Source organism: Streptomyces sp. NBC_00247 (assembly GCF_036188265.1).
GTDB lineage: Bacteria > Actinomycetota > Actinomycetes > Streptomycetales > Streptomycetaceae > Streptomyces.
In genome coordinates, this window is record NZ_CP108093.1 from 6,806,075 (window position 1) to 6,823,653 (window position 17,579).

Below are 17,579 nucleotides of genomic sequence, written 5' to 3' on the forward strand. Positions count from 1 at the left end.
CCGCCCGCTCCTCACGTGATGGGGGAGTTCAGGCCCGTGCGATCAGGGAGTCCAGGCGGCGACGACCGCCCAGCTGACGTCGTCCGGCCAGAGGGCGGTGGCGTCGAAGGTGTTGGAGCCGCCGTTCGAGGCGACGTATCCGGTGTTGTTGTAGTGGCGGACGTAGCGGTCGGCGAAGTTGTACGAGATCAGTGAGTTGCCCTGGCCGTTCACGCCCGCCTGCGAACAGAAGGTGGCGTCACTGGCGAAGAGCGCGCTGTTGTCGTTGGAGTGCAGGTAGAGCTGGTAGTTCTGGTGCCGCAGATAGCTGCCCGGCGTGTTCTTGGACTCGAAGGACCGGCAGGCGCTGTTGGCCAGGCCGGGCCGGACGATCCAGGAGGCGTTCGCCTTGTCGGTGGCCGAGCTGGCGGAGCTGACCACCGTGGTGTTGACGTTCGCCCCCGAGTGGCTGAGGTAGCTGGTGGTGCAGCAGGAGGTGGTCGCCCGGAGCGACACCGAGGAACCGCTGTTGAGGGCGGTCCCGCCGCCCGAACCCTGCGCGTAACCCGCCGCGACGACGTTGGCCTGGACTGCGTTCTCGGTGGCGTCGGTCGGATAGCCCGAGGTCATGACGCCCTCGTAGAAAGTACCGGCCGCGCTGACGCTGTTGTCGCCGCCGATGCCGAGGATGATCGCGCCCTCCTTCTTCATCGGGTTGTAGCCGGAGGCGTTCGGCCGGACCCCGTTGTAGTAGGTGGAGAGCGAACCGGACTGCGCGTTGCCCGCGCGGATGGACCAGTGGTTCGGCTCACCCTTGACGATCGCGGTGAGGAAGCGGTGACTGACGGTGGGGTCGTTGGCGTTGTATCCGGTGTTGACGCCGGAGAACAGGCCGTTCTCCAGGTCGGCCATCACCCAGGGGCCGTTGCCGGCGCCCGAACCCCAGCCCTTGCTGTTGCCGAAGTAGATGGCCTCCATGGTGCCGTTGCCGTTGTCGAGGCTGTTGGTCTCGGCGTTGCCGTAGTCGAAGCAGCAGCCGTCGTTGTAGTGCGTGCCGTCGAAGAGCGCGTACATCCCCTCGGCCTTGTCACCGGTCGCGATGCCGTTCGTCGCGTTGTTGCGGTACCCGGTTCCGGGCGAGACGAAGACGCCGTAGGCCCGGTTGCCGTTGAGGGTGACCGGCGCCATCGTGGCGTTGGCGAGCTTGTCGTAGCCGCCTGCGGCGGGGCCGCTGAACCCGCCGGGGGGAGCCTGGGTGAGGCGGTTGTTGCGGCCGGTCTGGTCGTAGACGACCGTGATGACGCAGCTGGTTCCCGCGCAGAACGAGTCCTGCGCGGCGGCGTTGGCGTACCCTCCGGCGCTGAGCACCCCGATGTCACGGGTGGTGCTGTCCGAGGCGCGGCGCACCTGGTACAGCGCCCCGTTGTACGAGCCGTACAGCGCGCGGGTGGTGCTGTGCGCGGCGACGCACGGAGTGCCACCGGCGGCGTACAGGTCGCAGGGCTGGGACGTCGCGGCCTGGGAGACCGTGGTGCCCGAGAGGGTGCCGGCGACGAGCACGCCGACCAGAGCCGCCGTCAGCGCGGCTGCGCGGCGACGGAAAACGGACCGGAGTCCTTTCATCACTGTCCTCGTTTCGTTGATGGGCCGGGGAATCGCCGAAGGGCATGACTGACCGGCGCCTGAGCGTTCCGCCGGCGCCGTGGCCCCTACGACCTCGGGCACGGACACGGCCGGTACGCGGAGGGCGGCAGGGCAGCACAGAACTCCGGACCAGGACGTTCAGGAAGGGCGGAAAGCGGTGCGCGCACACCTGACGACCCCTGGGACAGGGGTACGTCGTTCGGTCATGGAGCCAGGTCCGGACGGCGTGCGGGGTACGTCGTCCGGCGAGCGGGGTCCGTCCGGGCGCCCGTCGGCGCGGAGCTGCGCCCGGTGCGGCGACATGGCCGTGTCGCACGCGGTCGGGGGCAGCGGGGAGGCGCGGTTCCTCGCGTGGTCGCAGGTCAGGCCGTGGAGTGGAATTGTTAGCGCTAACAATTCAGAGCCGGCGTCGAGTGGGGGGAGGGGCGCTTGGGTGGCACAGACGCTAAACCGGCGGGGCGAGGCGCGCAAGAGTTTCGCCCGATTCCCCGAAGTCCGCTTGTGCGTACGGGCTTTCGGGGGGCGGTCGGCTGGAGGCGGACCGGGTGCGGTGTCGCAGGACGCGCGGTGCCCCGGCTGCGGTCGAAGGCTCCACGGCCGGCCCCCGCGGACCGCGTACTCACCTTCGCGACGCGGAACCGTCCCCGACTTCCCGGACGCGCGCGGGCTTCAGCCCGGAGAGCGGAGCCGTCCGGGACGGCTCTGACGCCGTCGTGATCACCCCAGCCCAACCAGGGGCATCTCGGTTGCGGACGCTGCGCGATGCCCCCGATGCTGTGCATTCGGCAAGCAGGGGAGGGCGCATGGGGCTGGAGGCGATCACGGACCAATGGGTACGGGAGGGCGGCGACCCGCTTCTTCAGCGGCACATCGAGGACGCCCGCCGGCGGGCGTCCTGCGGCTCTGCGTCGACAAGGACGTTCCGCTGATCTTCCTCTGACTCCCCCCGACCACGGAACGCCTACGGGACCACTCGGCACTCGCCGGTCGACCCCCACCACGCGCGGCGGGGGTGTCCGGCCGGGGCGTGGTCGACCCGGCCGGACACCCCCGCGGCCGTCAGTGCCTGGCGGCCGTGGCGCCCATGGCGGGCGGGGCGGCGTCGACGCCCCAGGTGGTCGGCTTCTCGGAGAGGCTGATCCGCATCGTGCCGGCGTGCAGCAGGTTCTCGTGGGAGAGCCAGCTCTGGCGCAGCTTGCCCTTGGACGTGGTCACGGAGGACACGTACTGGAGCTTCGACGCGCTGGCGCCGGGGGCCTCGATGGTGATCGTCCGGCCGTGCTCCGGCCGGATCTCGACCTTCTCGAACATCGGGGCGGTGACGATGTAGTTGGCGGAACCGGGCTGGGCCTCGAAGACACCGGCCATGGCGAAGACGAGCAGCGACGAGGTCGCGCCGAGGTCGTCGTTGCCGGGCATGCCGTACGCGTCGTCGGTGAAGAGCGTCCGCATCGCGCGCAGCACGGACGAGGTCTTCCACGGCGAGTCGGTCCACGTGTACATCCACGGCGTGTGGAAGTCGGGCTCGTTGTTCGGGTTGAAGGCGAAGTTGTTGTGGTAGTCGTACGCCCCGGTCACCCAGCTCTCCTCGGCGGCCTTCGCCGGGTCGGCGAGCACGGTCGGCAGGTCGAAGAAGGTGTCGAGCCGCTGCTCGGCCTTGTCCTTGCCGCCCATCAGACCGTAGAGGGTCTGCGGGTCCTGCTGGGCGAGCCACTGGTACTGCCAGGCGGTGCCCTCGTGGAAGGCGCCGGACTGGGTGGGGTCGGGGTCGCCGGCGACGGTGCCGTCCGCGTTGCGGGTGACCGGGAAGCCGGTGAACCCCTGCGACGTCACGCTGGAATCCCAGAGCGTGGAGAAGTTGTCGCAGCGCGAGGCGAGCGTCGCGGCCTTGTCCCGGTAACCGAGGCCGCCGGCCATGGTGGACAGCGCGCAGTCGGCGAGCGCGTACTCCAGCGTGGCCGAACCGGCCTGGCGGCTGTCGCCGTACGTGTAACCGGGCAGGTTCTGGTAGGCGACCCAGCCGTTCTGGACATAGGTCGGGTTGCCGTCGCGGCCGCGGAAGAGTGACTGGTCGGCGGGGACCTCGTTGACGTTCTTCCAGAGCGCGTCGAAGAGCTGACGCGAGGTGCTCTTGTCGAGCAGGCCGCGGTTGTAGAGGTCGACGACCCACGGCGTGATCGGGTCGCCGCTCATCACGTTGGTCTCGCCGTTGCCGAGACCCCAGCGCGGCAGCCAGCCGCCGTCCTGGTAGACGTGCAGCACGGACTTGGCCATGTCCGTGGCCTTGTCCGGGTTCAGCAGGGCCACCAGCTGGTTCTGCGAACGGTAGGTGTCCCAGAGCGAGAACATCTGGTAGTACGTGGAGTCCGCGCGGTGCACCTGGTCGTCGAAGCCGCGGTAGCGGTTGTCGACGTCGGAACCGATCGACGGGTGCAGCAGCGAGTGGTAGAGCGCGCTGTAGTAGGTGCGCTGGTCGGCGGTGGTGCCACCGGCGACGCGCATCCGGTTCAGCTCGTCCTTCCAGGCGTCGTGCACGCCGGCCCGGGCCTTGTCGAACGACTTCGGCTGCTCGGCCTTGCGGTTGAGGCGTGCGCCGTCGACCGAAGTGTAGGAGAGGCCGACCGAGGTGCCGACCTGGTCGCCCTCTTCCGGGTCGAAGGACAGCCAGGCACCGGCGCGCTTGGTGCCGCGCGTCGCCTCACGGGCGCCGGGGGTGAGGGTGCTGTCGGTCCAGGTGCCGAAGGTCGAGAACTTCCGGTCGAACTTGGCGCTGAAGAAGATCCGGTAGCGCTCCTTGCCCGTCTCGCCGCAGAAGTTGCCGCCCTGGAGCCAGCCCTCGACGGTGTCGTCGCCGACCACCTTGATGTCACCCGCGTAGGTGCTGCCGTTGCTCTGGCCGGTCTCGATCAGCACGTTCTCGGAGTCCGAGCCGGCCGGGAAGGTGTACCGGTGCTGACCGGTGCGCTCCGTCGCGGTGAGTTCGGCCTTGATGCCGTTGTCGAGCTCCACGCCGTAGTAGCCCGGTGAGCGGGTCTCGTTGTCGTGGCTGAACTTCGCGCCGTACTGCGCAGGGTCGGACGAGGTGACCGCACCGGTGGTGGGCATGAACCGGAAGTTGCCCATCGTCTGGCACCCGACGCCCGAGAGGTGCGTGTGGCTGAAACCGAGGATGGTGTCCTGGGCGTAGTCGTAGGAGGCGTACTTGTTCAGCTGCGTGTCGGGGCTCAGCTGCACCATGCCGAACGGTGCCGCGGCCCCGGGGAAGGTGGTCCCGTCGCCGTTGTTGCCGATCGACGTGTCGACCAGCGTGGTCGGATCGGCGGCGAACTTCGCTCCCTGGGACCGGGAGTTCGCGACACCGGAGGTGGCGGACGCGGCGACCAACGTGGTGGCGATCAACAGGACGCCGCATACGCGTTTCTTCAGCGCTTTCATCGCATTCCTCTCGTACGACAACGTTGTCAAAGTCGAGTTCGATGATCTTTGCCGTTCGGACATGGTCCCGTCAACCCGCGGACGGCTGGATTCCGTTCTGCTCCAGCCCCCCGTCCACCCCGCGACAGCCCGGTGGCCGCGCCGCTCCAGCCCCGCTCAGAGACCGGTTACCTTGGCGCCCGCCGACACCTCGTAGACCAGAGTGACCGTGCGATGTCCGCCGGGCGGCAGGGAGACGTCCCAGCGGACGATGCCCTCGGCGTCGACCGCGTCCGGCGCGGGGGAGCAGCCGTCCTTGCTCACGCGCACCTCCACCGCGGAGACCTCCGAGACCGGGACGCGCTCGTGCAGGACGACCACCCGTTCGCCCGCGTCGCCGGGGGCCGAGAACCGCGATACCCGCAGCCGTACCGTCCGGGTGGCCACGGTCCGCTGGGTGATGCCGGTGGTGTCGCGGGACTCCTCGGCCTCCCGGACCACGTGGAAGTCGTCGAGGCTGCCGAAGGCCAGCTCGACCGGGCCGCCGGGCGCGGTGAAGTCCAGCGTGCCGCGCCCGCTGAACCCGCTTCCGCGGATCAGGTCCACCGGTCCGGCGAGCAGCGCGTGGCCGGAAAGGTTCTCGAACCGCACCACTTGGGTGACCAGCGGGGACAACTCCGGTGCACAGGCGTACTCGTCGCGCGCGGCGGAGGTGAACGAGGAGAGCAGTACACGGTGGGCGCGGCCGTCACCTGCCACCGAGACCGGCGCGGGAGCCCTCAGCACGCGCGCCTCGCCGCCGTCGTCCACCCCTGGGAGGCCGAGCACCGGGGCGGGGCCGAGCGAGGCGATCTCCTCCTCGCGCAACTCGACCTCCACCGCACGGCGTTCGGCCGCAGGGCGGTCCTTCAGCGTCAGCCGGTCCTCGGTCAGCCGCGGTGGTGCGCCCGCCGACGCCGAGCGGGCCGTCGACAGGGTCAGCGGTACGTCCGACCAGTCCTCGCCGGTCCGCTGCCAGACCACCGCGTCCGTCTCCAGCGTCAGGGACTCCCCGTCGAGCGCGGCCCGGTAGGCGGGCCGCCACAGTGCGCACGGGGTGAGATGGGTCAGACGCAGCACGGCCGCCCCCGCCGCCCCGGCTTCCACGGTCAGCTCGATGTGGCCGACGAGTTCGGCAGGTTCCTCCTCGGTCAGGGCCATGGCCCTTTCCGTTTCGCCGAGCTGGTCGCCCAGGGTCGCCAGCCGGGCCTCCACGGAGCGGAGTCGCTCGCCGTACGCGTCACGTTCTTCGTCCACCCTGTCCAGTTCGCCCGCCCAGCGGGACTGCTCGGGTTCGCCGGCGCCGGAGCCCTCGCCGATGTCCCGCAGCAGATCGGCGGCGAGTCGGCCGAGGACGTCGAGGCGGGTGCGCAGGCGGTCGCGCTGCCTCTCCAGGAGCGGCAGCTCCTCTTCGAGGGCGCGCACGCGGTGGCGGAGGGGAGAGTCCTCATCTGTGAGCGGATGCGGTCCGCGCGGTGTCCAGGTGCGGACGATCCGCACGTCGAGGACGGTCGCGGCGTACGGAGCGGTCAGCTCCGCGTGGAGACTCCGATCGACGGCCAGCGCGCTGACGGGGCCGAGACGGAGCCGCTGGACGCCGGGCACCAGGTCGAGCGCGGCGGTGCGCTCGACCTGGGCCCGGTCTTCCAGGCAAGTGACGGCGGTGACGGGGAGGGGAATTGGCTTCGGGGCCGTGGACATGGCGGGTGTCAGCTCCTGCGGTTGCCGCCGACCAGGGACTTGCCGGTCGGTATGCGGATCTCGTAGCCGCCGTCGAGGGCGGCGGTGGCACCTGCGGCCAGGTCCAGGCGCCAGACACGGGTGCCCGGTGCGTGGTGGTCGGGCCCCGCGCCCTCCGCGGGCACGGTCCAGCCGGCCCGCTCCTCGATCCGTACGTCCGGATCGGAGGTGACGGGCACCCGCTCGTGGACCTCGACCAGGACGGGCCGCGCGAGCCCGTTGGCCAGCTCCACGCGCACACCGTGGTTGAGCACGGTGGTGTTGCCGCGCAGTCCGGAGGTCGATTCGTGCAGGTTGGAGCGCCGGGTGACGCGGATACCCTCGGCGGGCCCGAGCCCCACCCGGCGGACGGCACCGGGGGCGAGCGTGGGCAGGGCGGCGGTCAGCAGGAACTCGTCGTCGACGGTGACCTCCACCGGCCCGGCCAGCAGAGCCTGGCCGGTGGCGTTGGAGAGCACCAGCGTCGCGTAGACGGTCTGTTCCACGGACGGCACCGCGAGGTACTCGGCGCGCAGGCCCACCGGGATCTCGCCGACGGTGACGGTGTGCCAGGTGCCGTCGGACGGTACGTCGGCCCGGGCGGCGGCGTCGAAGCGGTGGTCGAAGGAACCCGCCGACTCCCGGGGCCGCACGGCTTGTCCCGGCAGTGGCAACGAGGCCACCGCTTCGGCACGGCGGCGGTGTTCGGCCACCACCGGATCGAACGGCACGTCGGCAAAGAGCCTGCCCCGGCGACCGCCCTGCTCGTCGGGGCCGGACAGGACGAGGCTCGTGTAGTCGAGCTCGGCGCTGGTCGGCCGGGGCGGGCCGGCCGGCGGGGGAGGCGCCGCGGCCGGCGCGGGGGCACCGGGCGCCATGGGGGCGGGCGCGCCGGGCGCGGGGGCGGCACCGTAGGACATGCCGGCCGGGGCAGCCGGGAAACCGCCGGTGGGCGGCGGACCACCGCGTCCCTTCCGCGCCCGCGCCGACGCGGGCGCCGACAGCGGCGGAGGCGGAGGCGGGGCGGAGCCGGCCGCGGCGCCGCCCGCGAGCGCCGGGGCCGCCCGTGAGGTGACGGGCGCGGCCGGGCGGGGGCCCGCCGCGTCGTAGCCGGAGAAGAGACCGGCCAGCCCCGCCGGAGGCTCACGCCACCCGGCCGGGGCGGGGGCGGGCTGACTGCGCCCGATCCGGACGGAGCGGAGTTTCGGAAGATCGGTCCGGCGCCGCAGGTCGGCGGTGGCCAACGCGATGCGTACGCCGGTCCAGTCCTCGCCGGTCCGCTGGGCGACGGACGCGCGCAGCACCAGGCGCCCGCCTCCGTCGCCCTGGCGGTACGCGAGGAGGTAGGCCGGCACCCAGACAGCCCCGGGCACGCCGTACTCCAGCTCCAACTCCGCCTCACCGGCGCCGTCGAGGGTCAGTACGGCGCCGACCGAGGCCTCCACGTGCGCGGCCGGGGCGTCGGTGGAGGCGCGGGCGAGCCGGTCGGAGGCGACCTTCCACTCGTGTTCGGCCGTGCGCAGGGCCTCCTCCAGCCCGGCGAGGCGCTGGTGCAGCTCCGTCAGGCGCCCGTCGACGAAATCGGCCAGCTCCAGCCACGCGTCGACCGGGGTGCGGCGGTGCGGGTCGTCGCGCTTGCGCGGCGGTGGTACCGGGCGGAGCGCCCCGGTCTCCTCGATCCGGCTCAGCACCCGGTCCCGGCGATCCCGCGCCGCCGCGTACGCGTCCTTCAGCCGTTCGACCTCGTCCCGCAGGCCCTGGGGGGCTTCCGCGTCGAGCGGTGCGGCCTCCGTGGCCACCCTGGCCTCGGTGACGCGAAGCCCCGAGGAGCCCAGGACGCGGGCCCGCAGCGAGCCCGGGTCGAGGGTGCGGGGCAGCCCCGTCACCCGTATCCGGCCGTCGGGCGGCACGGTGCCCCGGGCCAGGCGGCGACAGACCGCGCCCTGCGCGTACACCACGACCGAGTCGAGGGTCGATTCCCAGCTCTGCGCCGGTCCAGCCGTCATGTGTTCCGCACCCCCGCCGTGTTCATGCCGAGCGCAGCTTACGCGGGGGCGATCCCGGCGTAAGCCGTTGGCCGGAAAGGAGGTTGGCCGGAGGGGGGCGTGGGACGAGGACGCTGCGGTTCGTCGTCGTGGGGTGGTGCCTCACAGCGGTGGCGCGCGAAGGCTCACCGGAGTCCGGCTGTCGGGCGGATCCGGTGAGGGGTGACGGGGTGGTGCGGCCGGGGCGGGCGGGGGAACGAGCCCTGTTCATCGAGCCCCTGTTTGACCGTGTGCATGACTTCAAGGCGGCCCGCGGCCACGGCATCATCGATGCCCTTACCGACGCCGGTCTGGCCTGCTGGGCCGACAAGGGTTACCAGGGCGCGGGCGGCACCGTCCGAGTACCCCTCCGCGGCCGGTGGGAGCGACTGTCCGCAGGTCAGCAAGCCGTCAACATCGCCCACGCGCGCATCCGTGCCGGGGCGAGCAGGCCATGGCCACCCTGAAGACCCGGCGCCTGCCACGCAAACTCCGCTGCAGCATCAATCGCATCACCGGGCTCGTCCAAGCCCTCCTCACCCCGCACCTGAACTGAACAGACCGAGGTGGGCAGTCGCCCCCTTCGCCATGCCTCGAACTGAGGAAAAATGGCTCCATGAGTTTCGACATCTTCGTGTGCCGGTTCGAGAACGGTGAGCCGACGCCGTTGGACACGAGTGCTGCGCACGAGGTCCTCGATCCCTATGTGGTGGCACGGGACCCCCGGACGGGCTTCCTGCAGGTCCGTACGGCGAAGGGGGAGGAGGCGGATGTGTTCATCTCCAGCCAGGACAACATCACCTTCAACCGCTTCGGAGGCAGCGGAATCATGGACCTCCTGGCCGTCCTGCTGCGCCGGCTGGATGCCGTGCTCGTCGTCCCGGGCGGACCAACCATGATTCAGCGGGACGAGGACCGCGACCTTCTGCCCGCCGCCCTCAGGGACGAGTGGCCCGTTGTCGTGGCCCGCACCGGCGCGGAGATCGACCGGGCGATCCGGGTGTCCTGAACGGACGGACGAGGGGCCCATCCTGATACGGACCACGGACCACTGGGAACGGCATCGTGAGGACCACTCTCGTCCTTCACCGACCTGAGGGTGGAAAAAGCTCAAACATGGTCGACGAGTGCGACAACAGCCTCTACATCTACCTCCAGGAGCTGCACGCCGACGTGCTCCGGGTGTTTCCGCAGCTCGTCCACGCCTCGTGACCGAATCCCTGTTCCGGGGGATCGGACGGGGCGCCCGGTATTCGACCGGATGTGCGGCCCGAGGGCTGGGCCGGGTGGGTCGTAACCGGTGACGGGTGGGTGGCGACCTCGTCGCCACCCACCCCGGTGTGCTTCGAAACTGCTCGACGGCCCCAGATCCTGGGGAGCGGTCACGCGTTCGCCACGACGGCGCCCAGGATCATGCCGCCCACCAGGCCGATCGCGCTGACCACGATGGCGATCGTGGCGAAGCGCTCGTGGCGGACGGTCTTGGCGACGATCGCCAGGATCACGCCGATCACGCCGAAGACGATCGGGAAGAAGAGGAGCGCGATCACGCCCAGCACCATCGCGATGATGCTCAGCACGTTTCCTGCCCCGCCGGTGCGCTGCGGCGTGCCGGGGTACTGCTGCCCGGTCGGCTGGTTGTCGTACTCCGTGGTCATCTGTTCACTCCTTGGGACGATCACCCTGGGTGCCGATCCGGGGACGGACCGGCCTAAGGCCACGAGTGCCCGCAAGTCCCTCTGTCACACCATGACTTGGCCTTCCTTGCCGGTCGAGGGAGCGGAGTGTCGGCTTCCGGTGGGCGGAACGGCCGTCTCGGCATGTGGTGCGGAGGTTTGACATTAGAGGGACTTATGGTCAATAAAGGGGATGCTTTGGCCATGCATTCACGTCCTGTCACTCGGGGCGCTGAGGGCTGCCCCGCCTAGACGAATGAGTACTGCCGTGTCCGACTCCACCCCCGCCCGCGCCGCCGTCGACCCGGCGGAGGAATGGGACGCCTGGCGCGCCGAGCGTCACCGTGCGCTCACCTCCCCCATGGGCAACCTCGCCCTGGTCGAGACCCGCTGGGCGCCGACGGGGGAGACCCCGGACGCGGAGGCCGCACGCGCGGACGCGCCGGACACCGTGACCGTCACCGAGGTCCGCCGCACCGACCTGGTCAGCGGTGAGCCCGAGCGGGGCCTTCGGCTCTGGGACGCCGACGCGCCCGCCATCCGCGCCTTCGACCGGGTCGACACCTTCGCGTACGACCCCGCTCTGGTGCTGGAGGCCACGTACACACCCGTCCCCGGCGCCCGGCGCGTCGCCTTCGAGCACATCCGGGACAACGGCGGCAGCCGTGACCTGGTCGTCCCGGGCGACATCGCGCTCACCTTCGACGGCCGCGACTACACCCTGAGCGCCTTCGACGACGACGGCACCCTGCTCCTCGTCTTCGGCGACCCGACCAACGGCGACTCCACCTACGGCGCCGGCCGCTTCCTCTTCGTGCGGCGCACCGAGGACGAGAGCCGGGTCGTCCTCGACTTCAACCGGGCCTTCGTGCCGCCCTGCGGGTTCTCCGATCAGTACAACTGTCCGATGCCGCCGCGGCAGAACCGCTTCCACCTGCCCATCGAGGCCGGTGAGAAGCTCCCCGTCTTCCGCGACGGCTTCGACGCCCAGCACTGATCGCCGGTACCCACCGCCCCGCAGCTCCACGCACCGAAAGAACCCTCACCCCATGAGCACCAAGAAGAACGTCCTGCTCTCCACCGCGACCGTCGCCGCCCTCGCCGTGGCCCTGACCGCCTGCGGCGGCGACGGCGGCACCAGCGCCTCCGGCGGCGGCACCTGGAACAAGGACGCGATCGTCAACATCGGCTCCCTCTACGAGCCGCAGAACCTCGACAACACCGCCGGCGGCGGCCAGGGCGTCACCGAGGTGCTCAACGGCAACGTCTACGAAGGCCTGTTCCGGCTCACCGACGACGGCAAGGTCGACAAGCTCCTTGCCGAGGACTACCGGACCAGCGCCGACGGCCTCACCTACACCTTCACCCTGCGCGACGGCGTGAAGTTCCACAGCGGCAAGGCCCTCACCAGCGAGGACGTCAAGTACAGCCTGGAGAAGGTGCTCGCGAAGGACTCCCAGTCCGCACGCAAGAGCAACCTGGAAGTCGTCAAGGACATCGCCACCCCCGACGCCCGGACCGTGAAGATCACGCTGTCCCAGAAGTCGGTCTCCTTCGTCTACAACCTCTCCTACGTCTGGATCATCAACTCCCAGGCGAAGAACCTGAAGACGACCGAGGACGGCACCGGGCCGTACACCCTCGACAAGTGGACCCGCGGCTCCGCGCTCAGCCTGAACCGCTTCGCCGGTTACTGGGGCACCGCCGCCGCCAACAAGCAGGTCGTCTTCCACTACTACAAGGACGCCACCGCGCTGAACAACGCGCTGCTGACCAACGCCGTCGACGTGGTCACCAGCGAGCAGTCGCCCGACGCCCTGGAGCAGTTCAAGAGCAACGGCTCCTACAAGGTCAGCGACGGCGACTCCACCACCAAGCTGCTGCTGGCGTTCAACGACAAGGCCAAGCCGTTCACCGACGTCAAGGTGCGCCAGGCCGTCTCCGCCGCCATCGACGACAAGAAGCTCCTGGAGTCCGTCTGGGGCGGCTACGGCAAGCAGATCGGCTCGATGGTCCCGCCCACCGACCCCTGGTACGAGGACCTCACCTCCGTCAACGCCTACGACGTGACGAAGGCCAAGAAGCTGCTCGCGGAGGCCGGTTACGCCAAGGGATTCAGCTTCACCCTCGACACCCCCAACTACGACCCGCACCCGACCGCCGCGACCTTCATCAAGTCCCAGCTGGCCAAGGTCGGCATCACCGTCAAGATCAACACGATCACGCCCGACGAGTGGTACACCAAGGTCTACAAGAACCACGACTTCTCGGCCACGCTCCAGGAGCACGTCAACGACCGCGACCTGGTCTGGTACGGCAACCCCGACTTCTACTGGGGCTACGACAACCCGCAGGTCACCCAGTGGGTCAAGGAGGCCGAAGAGGCCCCCAACGCGGCCGCCCAGACCGAACTGCTGAAGAAGGTCAACGAGCAGACCGCGAAGGACGCCGCCAGCGACTGGCTCTACCTCTACCCGCAGATCGTCGTCGCGAGCACCAAGCTCTCCGGCTACCCGGTCAACGGCCTGAACACCCAGTTCTTCGCCTACGACATCAAGAAGACGGGCTGATGGCGCGCTACCTCCTGCGCCGGTTCGCCTTCCTCCTTGTGTCGCTGGCCCTGGCGAGCGTGGTGCTCTTCGCACTGCTGCGCCTGCTCCCCGGCGACCCGGCCAACGCACTCACCGCGGTCGGCGCCAGTCCCGAGCAGATCGCCGCGGCCCGCCACTCCATCGGCTCGGACCGGCCGCTGCCCGAGCAGTTCACCCACTGGATCGGGCAGCTGGCGAGCGGGGACCTCGGTACCTCGTTCGTCAGCTCGCTCCCGGTGGGCCCCGAGGTCAGCGCCCGGCTCGACGTCACCGTCCCGCTCACGCTGGCCGCGTTCGTGCTCGCCGTGGTGGTCGCCGTACCGGCCGGGTTCGTGGCCGCGTACAAGCGGCGCACCTGGTACGGCGCGCTGCTCAGCGGCGTGTCCCAACTGGGCATCGCTGTCCCCGTGTTCTGGCTCGGCATGATCCTCATCGCGGTCTTCGCGCTGAACGCCGGCTGGCTGCCGTCCGGCGGCTTCCCGCCGGACGGCTGGGACGACCCCGCCGAGGCCGTCCGCGCCCTGGTGCTGCCGGTCGTGACCATCGCCCTGGTGATGAGCGCGTCCCTGATCCGCTACGTACGCTCCGCCACCCTGGACGTCCTCGGCAGCGACCACCTGCGTACGGCACGCGCCCTCGGCTCGTCCTTCGGGCGCGCCATGTGGCGGCACGGCCTGCGCAACGCCGCCGTCCCGGTGATCTCCATCCTCGGAATCGAGCTCGCCTCCACCCTGCTCGGAGCCGTCGTCGTGGAATCGGTGTACGCGCTGCCGGGCCTCGGCTCGATGCTCGCCAACGGCATCTCCCAGCACGACTACCCGGTCATCCAGGGCGTGCTGTTCGTCTCCACCCTCGCGGTGCTCCTGATCGGCTTCGTCGCCGACCTGGTCCAGCGGATCATCGACCCGCGGCTGCGCGGCCGGCTCTCCGGAGGTGCCCGATGACCGGGACCGACCTGATCACCCCGGCGGCAACCCCGGCGCCCACCTCGACCAAGAGGCGCTCCCGCCGCTCCGCCAACCTCGTCGTCGGCTGCGTACTCGCCGGGCTGATCGCACTCCTGGCCGTGGTGTCGGTCTTCTGGCTGCCCTTCGACGCGGAGGACACCTCCGGCGGCCGGCTCGACGGACCCGGCGGCGGCCATCTGCTCGGCACCGACAAGCTCGGACGTGACCTCTTCACCCAGGTTCTGACCGGCTCCCGCATCGCCGTCGAGGCGGGCCTCGGCTCGGTGTTCGTCGCCGCGCTCATCGGGGTCACCCTCGGGGTGCTCGCCGCGTTCGCGCAGGGCTGGCTCGACGACACGTTCTCCGCGCTGCTGGACATCCTCATCGCCTTCCCGACGCTGCTCCTGGCGATGCTCATCGTCGCCGCGCGCTCGGCGACCCTCGGCTCGGCGGTCCTCGCGATCGGCCTGGCGCAGAGCGCGGTCGTGGCGCGGCTGGTACGCATCCTCGTCAAGCGGGTCCTGGCCCGCGACTACATCACGGCGGCCCGTACCTCCGGCACCACCTGGCCGCGCACCGTCCTCTCCCACGTGCTGCCCAACATCTGGCCGACGCTCGTCGTCAACCTCGCGCTGCAGTTCGGTCTCGCGGTGCTCGCCGAAGCCGGGCTGTCCTACCTGGGCCTCGGCGCGCCGCCGCCCAACGCCTCGTGGGGCCGCATGCTCCAGGAGGCCCAGGCCACCTTCACCACGGCACCCGTCGGCGCGCTCGCGCCCGGCATCCTCCTCGTCCTCCTCGTCATCGGCGTGAACCTCGTCGCCGACGGCCTGCGGGACACCCTCGACCCGGCCACCCGGCGGAGGCGCGCGTGACTCTCCTCGACGTGACGGGACTGACCGTCCGGACCGACGACGGCCGCACCCTGGTCGACGACCTGTACTTCACGGTGGACGGCGGCGAACGGCTCGGCCTCATCGGCGAGTCCGGCTCCGGCAAGTCCCTGACCACCCTCGCGGTGCTCGGGCTGCTCCCCGAGGGCATGACCGCCTCCGGCAGCGTCGAACTCGCCGGGACGCAGACGGTGGGCGCGCCGGAGAAGCGCCTCACCTCCGTCCGGGGGCGGGACGCGGCCATCGTCTTCCAGGAGCCGCTGACCGCCCTCGACCCGCTGATGCGACTGGGCCGCCAGATCGCCGAACCGCTCGCCCGGCGCACCGGCCTCAAGGGCAAGCCCCTGCGCGTCGCCGTGATCGAGGCACTGGAGCAGGTCCGGCTCCCCGAACCCGAGCGGATCTCGCGCGCCTTCGCGCACGAGATCTCCGGCGGGCAACGTCAGCGCGTCGCCCTCGCCATGGCGCTCGCCTGCGAACCGAAGCTGCTCATCGCCGACGAACCCACCACCGCCCTGGACGTCTCCGTCCAGGCGGAGATGCTGGAACTGATCGACGGCCTCGTGCGCGAGAGGGAGATGGCCGTGCTGTTCGTCAGCCACGACCTCGCCGTCGTCGCCAAGGTCACCGACCGGGTCCTCGTCATGAAGGACGGCAGGGCCGTCGAACAGGGCGCCGTCCACGACGTGGTCCACGCACCGCGCGAGGAGTACACCCGCACCCTGGTCGCCAGCGCCCGGAAGCTGGAATCCGCCCTGGACCTGAGGAGCGCGCGATGACGCCCGTACTGGAGCTGAAGGAGGCCGCCGTACGCTACCGGGGCTCCGCCACCGACGTGGTGCGGGACGTCTCCCTCGCCGTCGACGCGGGCGAGAGCCTCGCGCTGGTCGGCGAGTCCGGCGCCGGCAAGACGACCCTGCTCCGCCTGCTGCTCGGCCTTGCCCGGCCCACGGCCGGGGCCGTCCGCTTCGACGGGACCGATCTGAACACCCGGGACCGCGAACAGATGCGCCGCTTCCGGCGCAGCGTGAGTTGCGTCTTCCAGGACCCCTACTCCTCGCTCGACCCCAGCCGGAAGATCGGCGCGATCGTCGCGGAACCCCTGCGCTCCCTCGGCATCGACAGCCGTACGACCGCCGCTCCCAAGGTCGCCGCCGCACTGGAGCGGGTCGGCCTCCGGGCCGACGCCGTCGACCGCTACCCGCACGAGTTCTCCGGCGGGCAGCGCCAGCGCATCGCCATCGCCCGTGCCACCGTCTGCGACCCGCGCGTCCTGCTCGCCGACGAACCGGTCAGCGCGCTGGACGTCACCACCCGGGTGAAGGTCGTCGACCTGCTGGCCGAACTCAAGGAGGAGCGGGGGCTGACGCTGGTCATGGTCTCCCACGACCTCTCGGTGGTGGCCACCCTCTGCGAGCGCACCGCCGTGCTGGAGCGCGGGCAGATCGTCGAGCAGGGCGCCACCTCCCAGGTGCTCGGCGCACCGGCGCACCCCTACACCCGCCGCCTCATCGACAGCGTGCCGCGCCTGCCCGTCCGGTCCTGATCCGCGCCGGTCGGCCGCGCCCGCCCGCTCACCGGGTCCGCGGGATCTCGGCGGCCTTGGCCACCGCCTCCGGATCCACCGGGGGTTCCGCGGCGGAGACCGGTCCCGAGTTTCCGGCGGCCGGACCCGTGGCCGGACCCGCGGCGTTCGACGGCGCTCCTCACGACGGGTGCCGGGTTCGCCCGGCCGCCGGCCCGGAATCTTCGGCCGTGCCTCACCCGCCTCTTGCGAGTCCCCCGGACGACGGTGCCGTCGGGGAAGTGCTGAAGGACGCCGGGCCTGCTGATCGACACCGGACCCGCGCTCTTCGGACGACGAGGCCTGCTTCTCCTCCCCTGCCTCGTTCTTGTCGGACCTACCGCTCCTTGCTCGCCCGCTGATGCTGATCGGTAGGACGCATCCGCGCGACGGCGCGGCCCGGGGGAGGCGAGCGCTCGGCACGTCGGTCCGCCCGGGCGGACCGGCACGTCGGCCCGCCGGGGTGGACGCTCCGGCGGCGGCTCCTACGATCCTGGGATGACGATCACATACGAGTGGCGGGGTGAGTTCGACAACGCGACCCTCGACGCGCTGCACGCCGAGGGATTCGGCGGTCGGGCCACCGGGACCGACTGGCGGGCGCGCCTGGAGCGCCACAGTCTGGGCTGGGTCTGCGCGTGGGAGGACGGCTCGCTGATCGGCTTCGTCAACGTGGCGTGGGACGGCGGCCTCCACGCCTTTCTCCTGGACACGGTCGTGGCCCGGCAGCGCCGGTCGCGCGGGGTCGGTACGGCTCTCGTCGCGGTCGCTGTCGACGAGGCCCGCGCCGCGCGGTGCTCCTGGCTGCACGTCGACTTCGAGGAGCGTCTACGGACGTTCTACCTCGACGTCTGCGGCTTCCGGGTGACGCAGGCGGGGCTGATCCCTCTCTGACGCGGGCACGGGGCACGGGGAGTCGACTCCGGGGTGCGGGGAGTCGGGCGTGGGGCGTCGGTCAGCGCCGGTACGGCCTTCGCGGCGGGCGCTCCACGACGCGGCACCGCACCGGACGACCGGGCCGCTGAGGGACCTCTGTCCGCCGGCACCACCCAGGAGGCGAGAGGCGGCGCACGAGCCGCTCGCGGGCACGGG

At 71.1% G+C, this 17,579-nt stretch carries 12 protein-coding genes and 2 pseudogenes; 9 read left to right on the forward strand and 5 right to left on the reverse strand.

The features are described from left to right. Positions 1-42: 42 nt before the first annotated feature. From OHT52_RS29185 to OHT52_RS29200, 4 genes are all read right to left on the reverse strand, one after another. On the reverse strand, positions 43-1,602 hold the full coding sequence (locus tag OHT52_RS29185) for an alpha-L-arabinofuranosidase B (protein ID WP_328723167.1): 1,560 nt from the start codon (positions 1,600-1,602) through the stop codon (positions 43-45). A 1,080-nt stretch (positions 1,603-2,682) separates the two neighbouring features. Then, a complete protein-coding gene (locus tag OHT52_RS29190; protein WP_328723168.1) occupies positions 2,683-5,058 on the reverse strand; it encodes a GH92 family glycosyl hydrolase in 2,376 nt (791 codons plus the stop codon). Between the two features lie 156 nt (positions 5,059-5,214). Then, positions 5,215-6,777 (reverse strand): mucoidy inhibitor MuiA family protein, encoded by a 1,563-nt coding sequence (locus tag OHT52_RS29195; protein ID WP_328723169.1) that lies wholly within the window; start codon positions 6,775-6,777, stop codon positions 5,215-5,217. 8 nt (positions 6,778-6,785) lie between these two features. Beyond that, positions 6,786-8,801, reverse strand: a complete 2,016-nt coding sequence (locus tag OHT52_RS29200; RefSeq protein WP_328723170.1) for a DUF4139 domain-containing protein — start codon at positions 8,799-8,801, stop codon at positions 6,786-6,788. A gap of 236 nt (positions 8,802-9,037) precedes the next feature. Between OHT52_RS29200 and OHT52_RS29205 the strand changes: the two are divergent. Beyond that, positions 9,038-9,375: pseudogene (locus OHT52_RS29205) on the forward strand (transposase family protein); the annotation flags it as partial. Positions 9,376-9,435: 60 nt separating this feature from the next. Then, on the forward strand, positions 9,436-9,828 hold the full coding sequence (locus OHT52_RS29210; protein WP_328723171.1) for a hypothetical protein: 393 nt from the start codon (positions 9,436-9,438) through the stop codon (positions 9,826-9,828). Between the two features lie 373 nt (positions 9,829-10,201). Here OHT52_RS29210 and OHT52_RS29215 read toward each other — a convergent pair whose 3' ends face one another. Continuing rightward, positions 10,202-10,477: a hypothetical protein gene (locus tag OHT52_RS29215; RefSeq protein WP_328723172.1), complete on the reverse strand. Its 276-nt coding sequence runs from the start codon at positions 10,475-10,477 to the stop codon at positions 10,202-10,204. A gap of 274 nt (positions 10,478-10,751) precedes the next feature. On the opposite strand from OHT52_RS29215, the gene OHT52_RS29220 reads away from it, so the two are divergent. The 7 genes and pseudogenes from OHT52_RS29220 (at position 10,752) to OHT52_RS29250 (ending at position 17,381) form a co-directional block, all read left to right on the forward strand. Further along, positions 10,752-11,492, forward strand: coding sequence for a DUF1684 domain-containing protein (locus tag OHT52_RS29220; protein WP_328723173.1), 741 nt, complete (start codon positions 10,752-10,754; stop codon positions 11,490-11,492). Positions 11,493-11,544: 52 nt separating this feature from the next. Continuing rightward, the gene (locus tag OHT52_RS29225; RefSeq protein ID WP_328723174.1) at positions 11,545-13,065 is read left to right on the forward strand and encodes an ABC transporter substrate-binding protein; all 1,521 of its coding nucleotides are present in this window, start codon (positions 11,545-11,547) and stop codon (positions 13,063-13,065) included. Beyond that, positions 13,065-14,030, forward strand: coding sequence for an ABC transporter permease (locus OHT52_RS29230; RefSeq protein ID WP_328723175.1), 966 nt, complete (start codon positions 13,065-13,067; stop codon positions 14,028-14,030). Before OHT52_RS29225 ends, OHT52_RS29230 begins: the two co-directional genes overlap by 1 nt. Then, on the forward strand, positions 14,027-14,905 hold the full coding sequence (locus tag OHT52_RS29235) for an ABC transporter permease (RefSeq protein WP_328723176.1): 879 nt from the start codon (positions 14,027-14,029) through the stop codon (positions 14,903-14,905). Before OHT52_RS29230 ends, OHT52_RS29235 begins: the two co-directional genes overlap by 4 nt. After that, positions 14,902-15,702 carry an ABC transporter ATP-binding protein gene (locus OHT52_RS29240; protein ID WP_328723177.1) on the forward strand — a complete coding sequence of 267 codons (801 nt, stop codon included), beginning with the start codon at positions 14,902-14,904 and terminating at the stop codon, positions 15,700-15,702. Before OHT52_RS29235 ends, OHT52_RS29240 begins: the two co-directional genes overlap by 4 nt. An 89-nt stretch (positions 15,703-15,791) precedes the next feature. Next, positions 15,792-16,469, forward strand: a pseudogene (locus tag OHT52_RS29245) (ABC transporter ATP-binding protein); the annotation flags it as partial. A 516-nt stretch (positions 16,470-16,985) separates the two neighbouring features. Continuing rightward, the gene (locus tag OHT52_RS29250; protein ID WP_328723179.1) at positions 16,986-17,381 is read left to right on the forward strand and encodes a GNAT family N-acetyltransferase; all 396 of its coding nucleotides are present in this window, start codon (positions 16,986-16,988) and stop codon (positions 17,379-17,381) included. Positions 17,382-17,579: the final 198 nt, after the last annotated feature.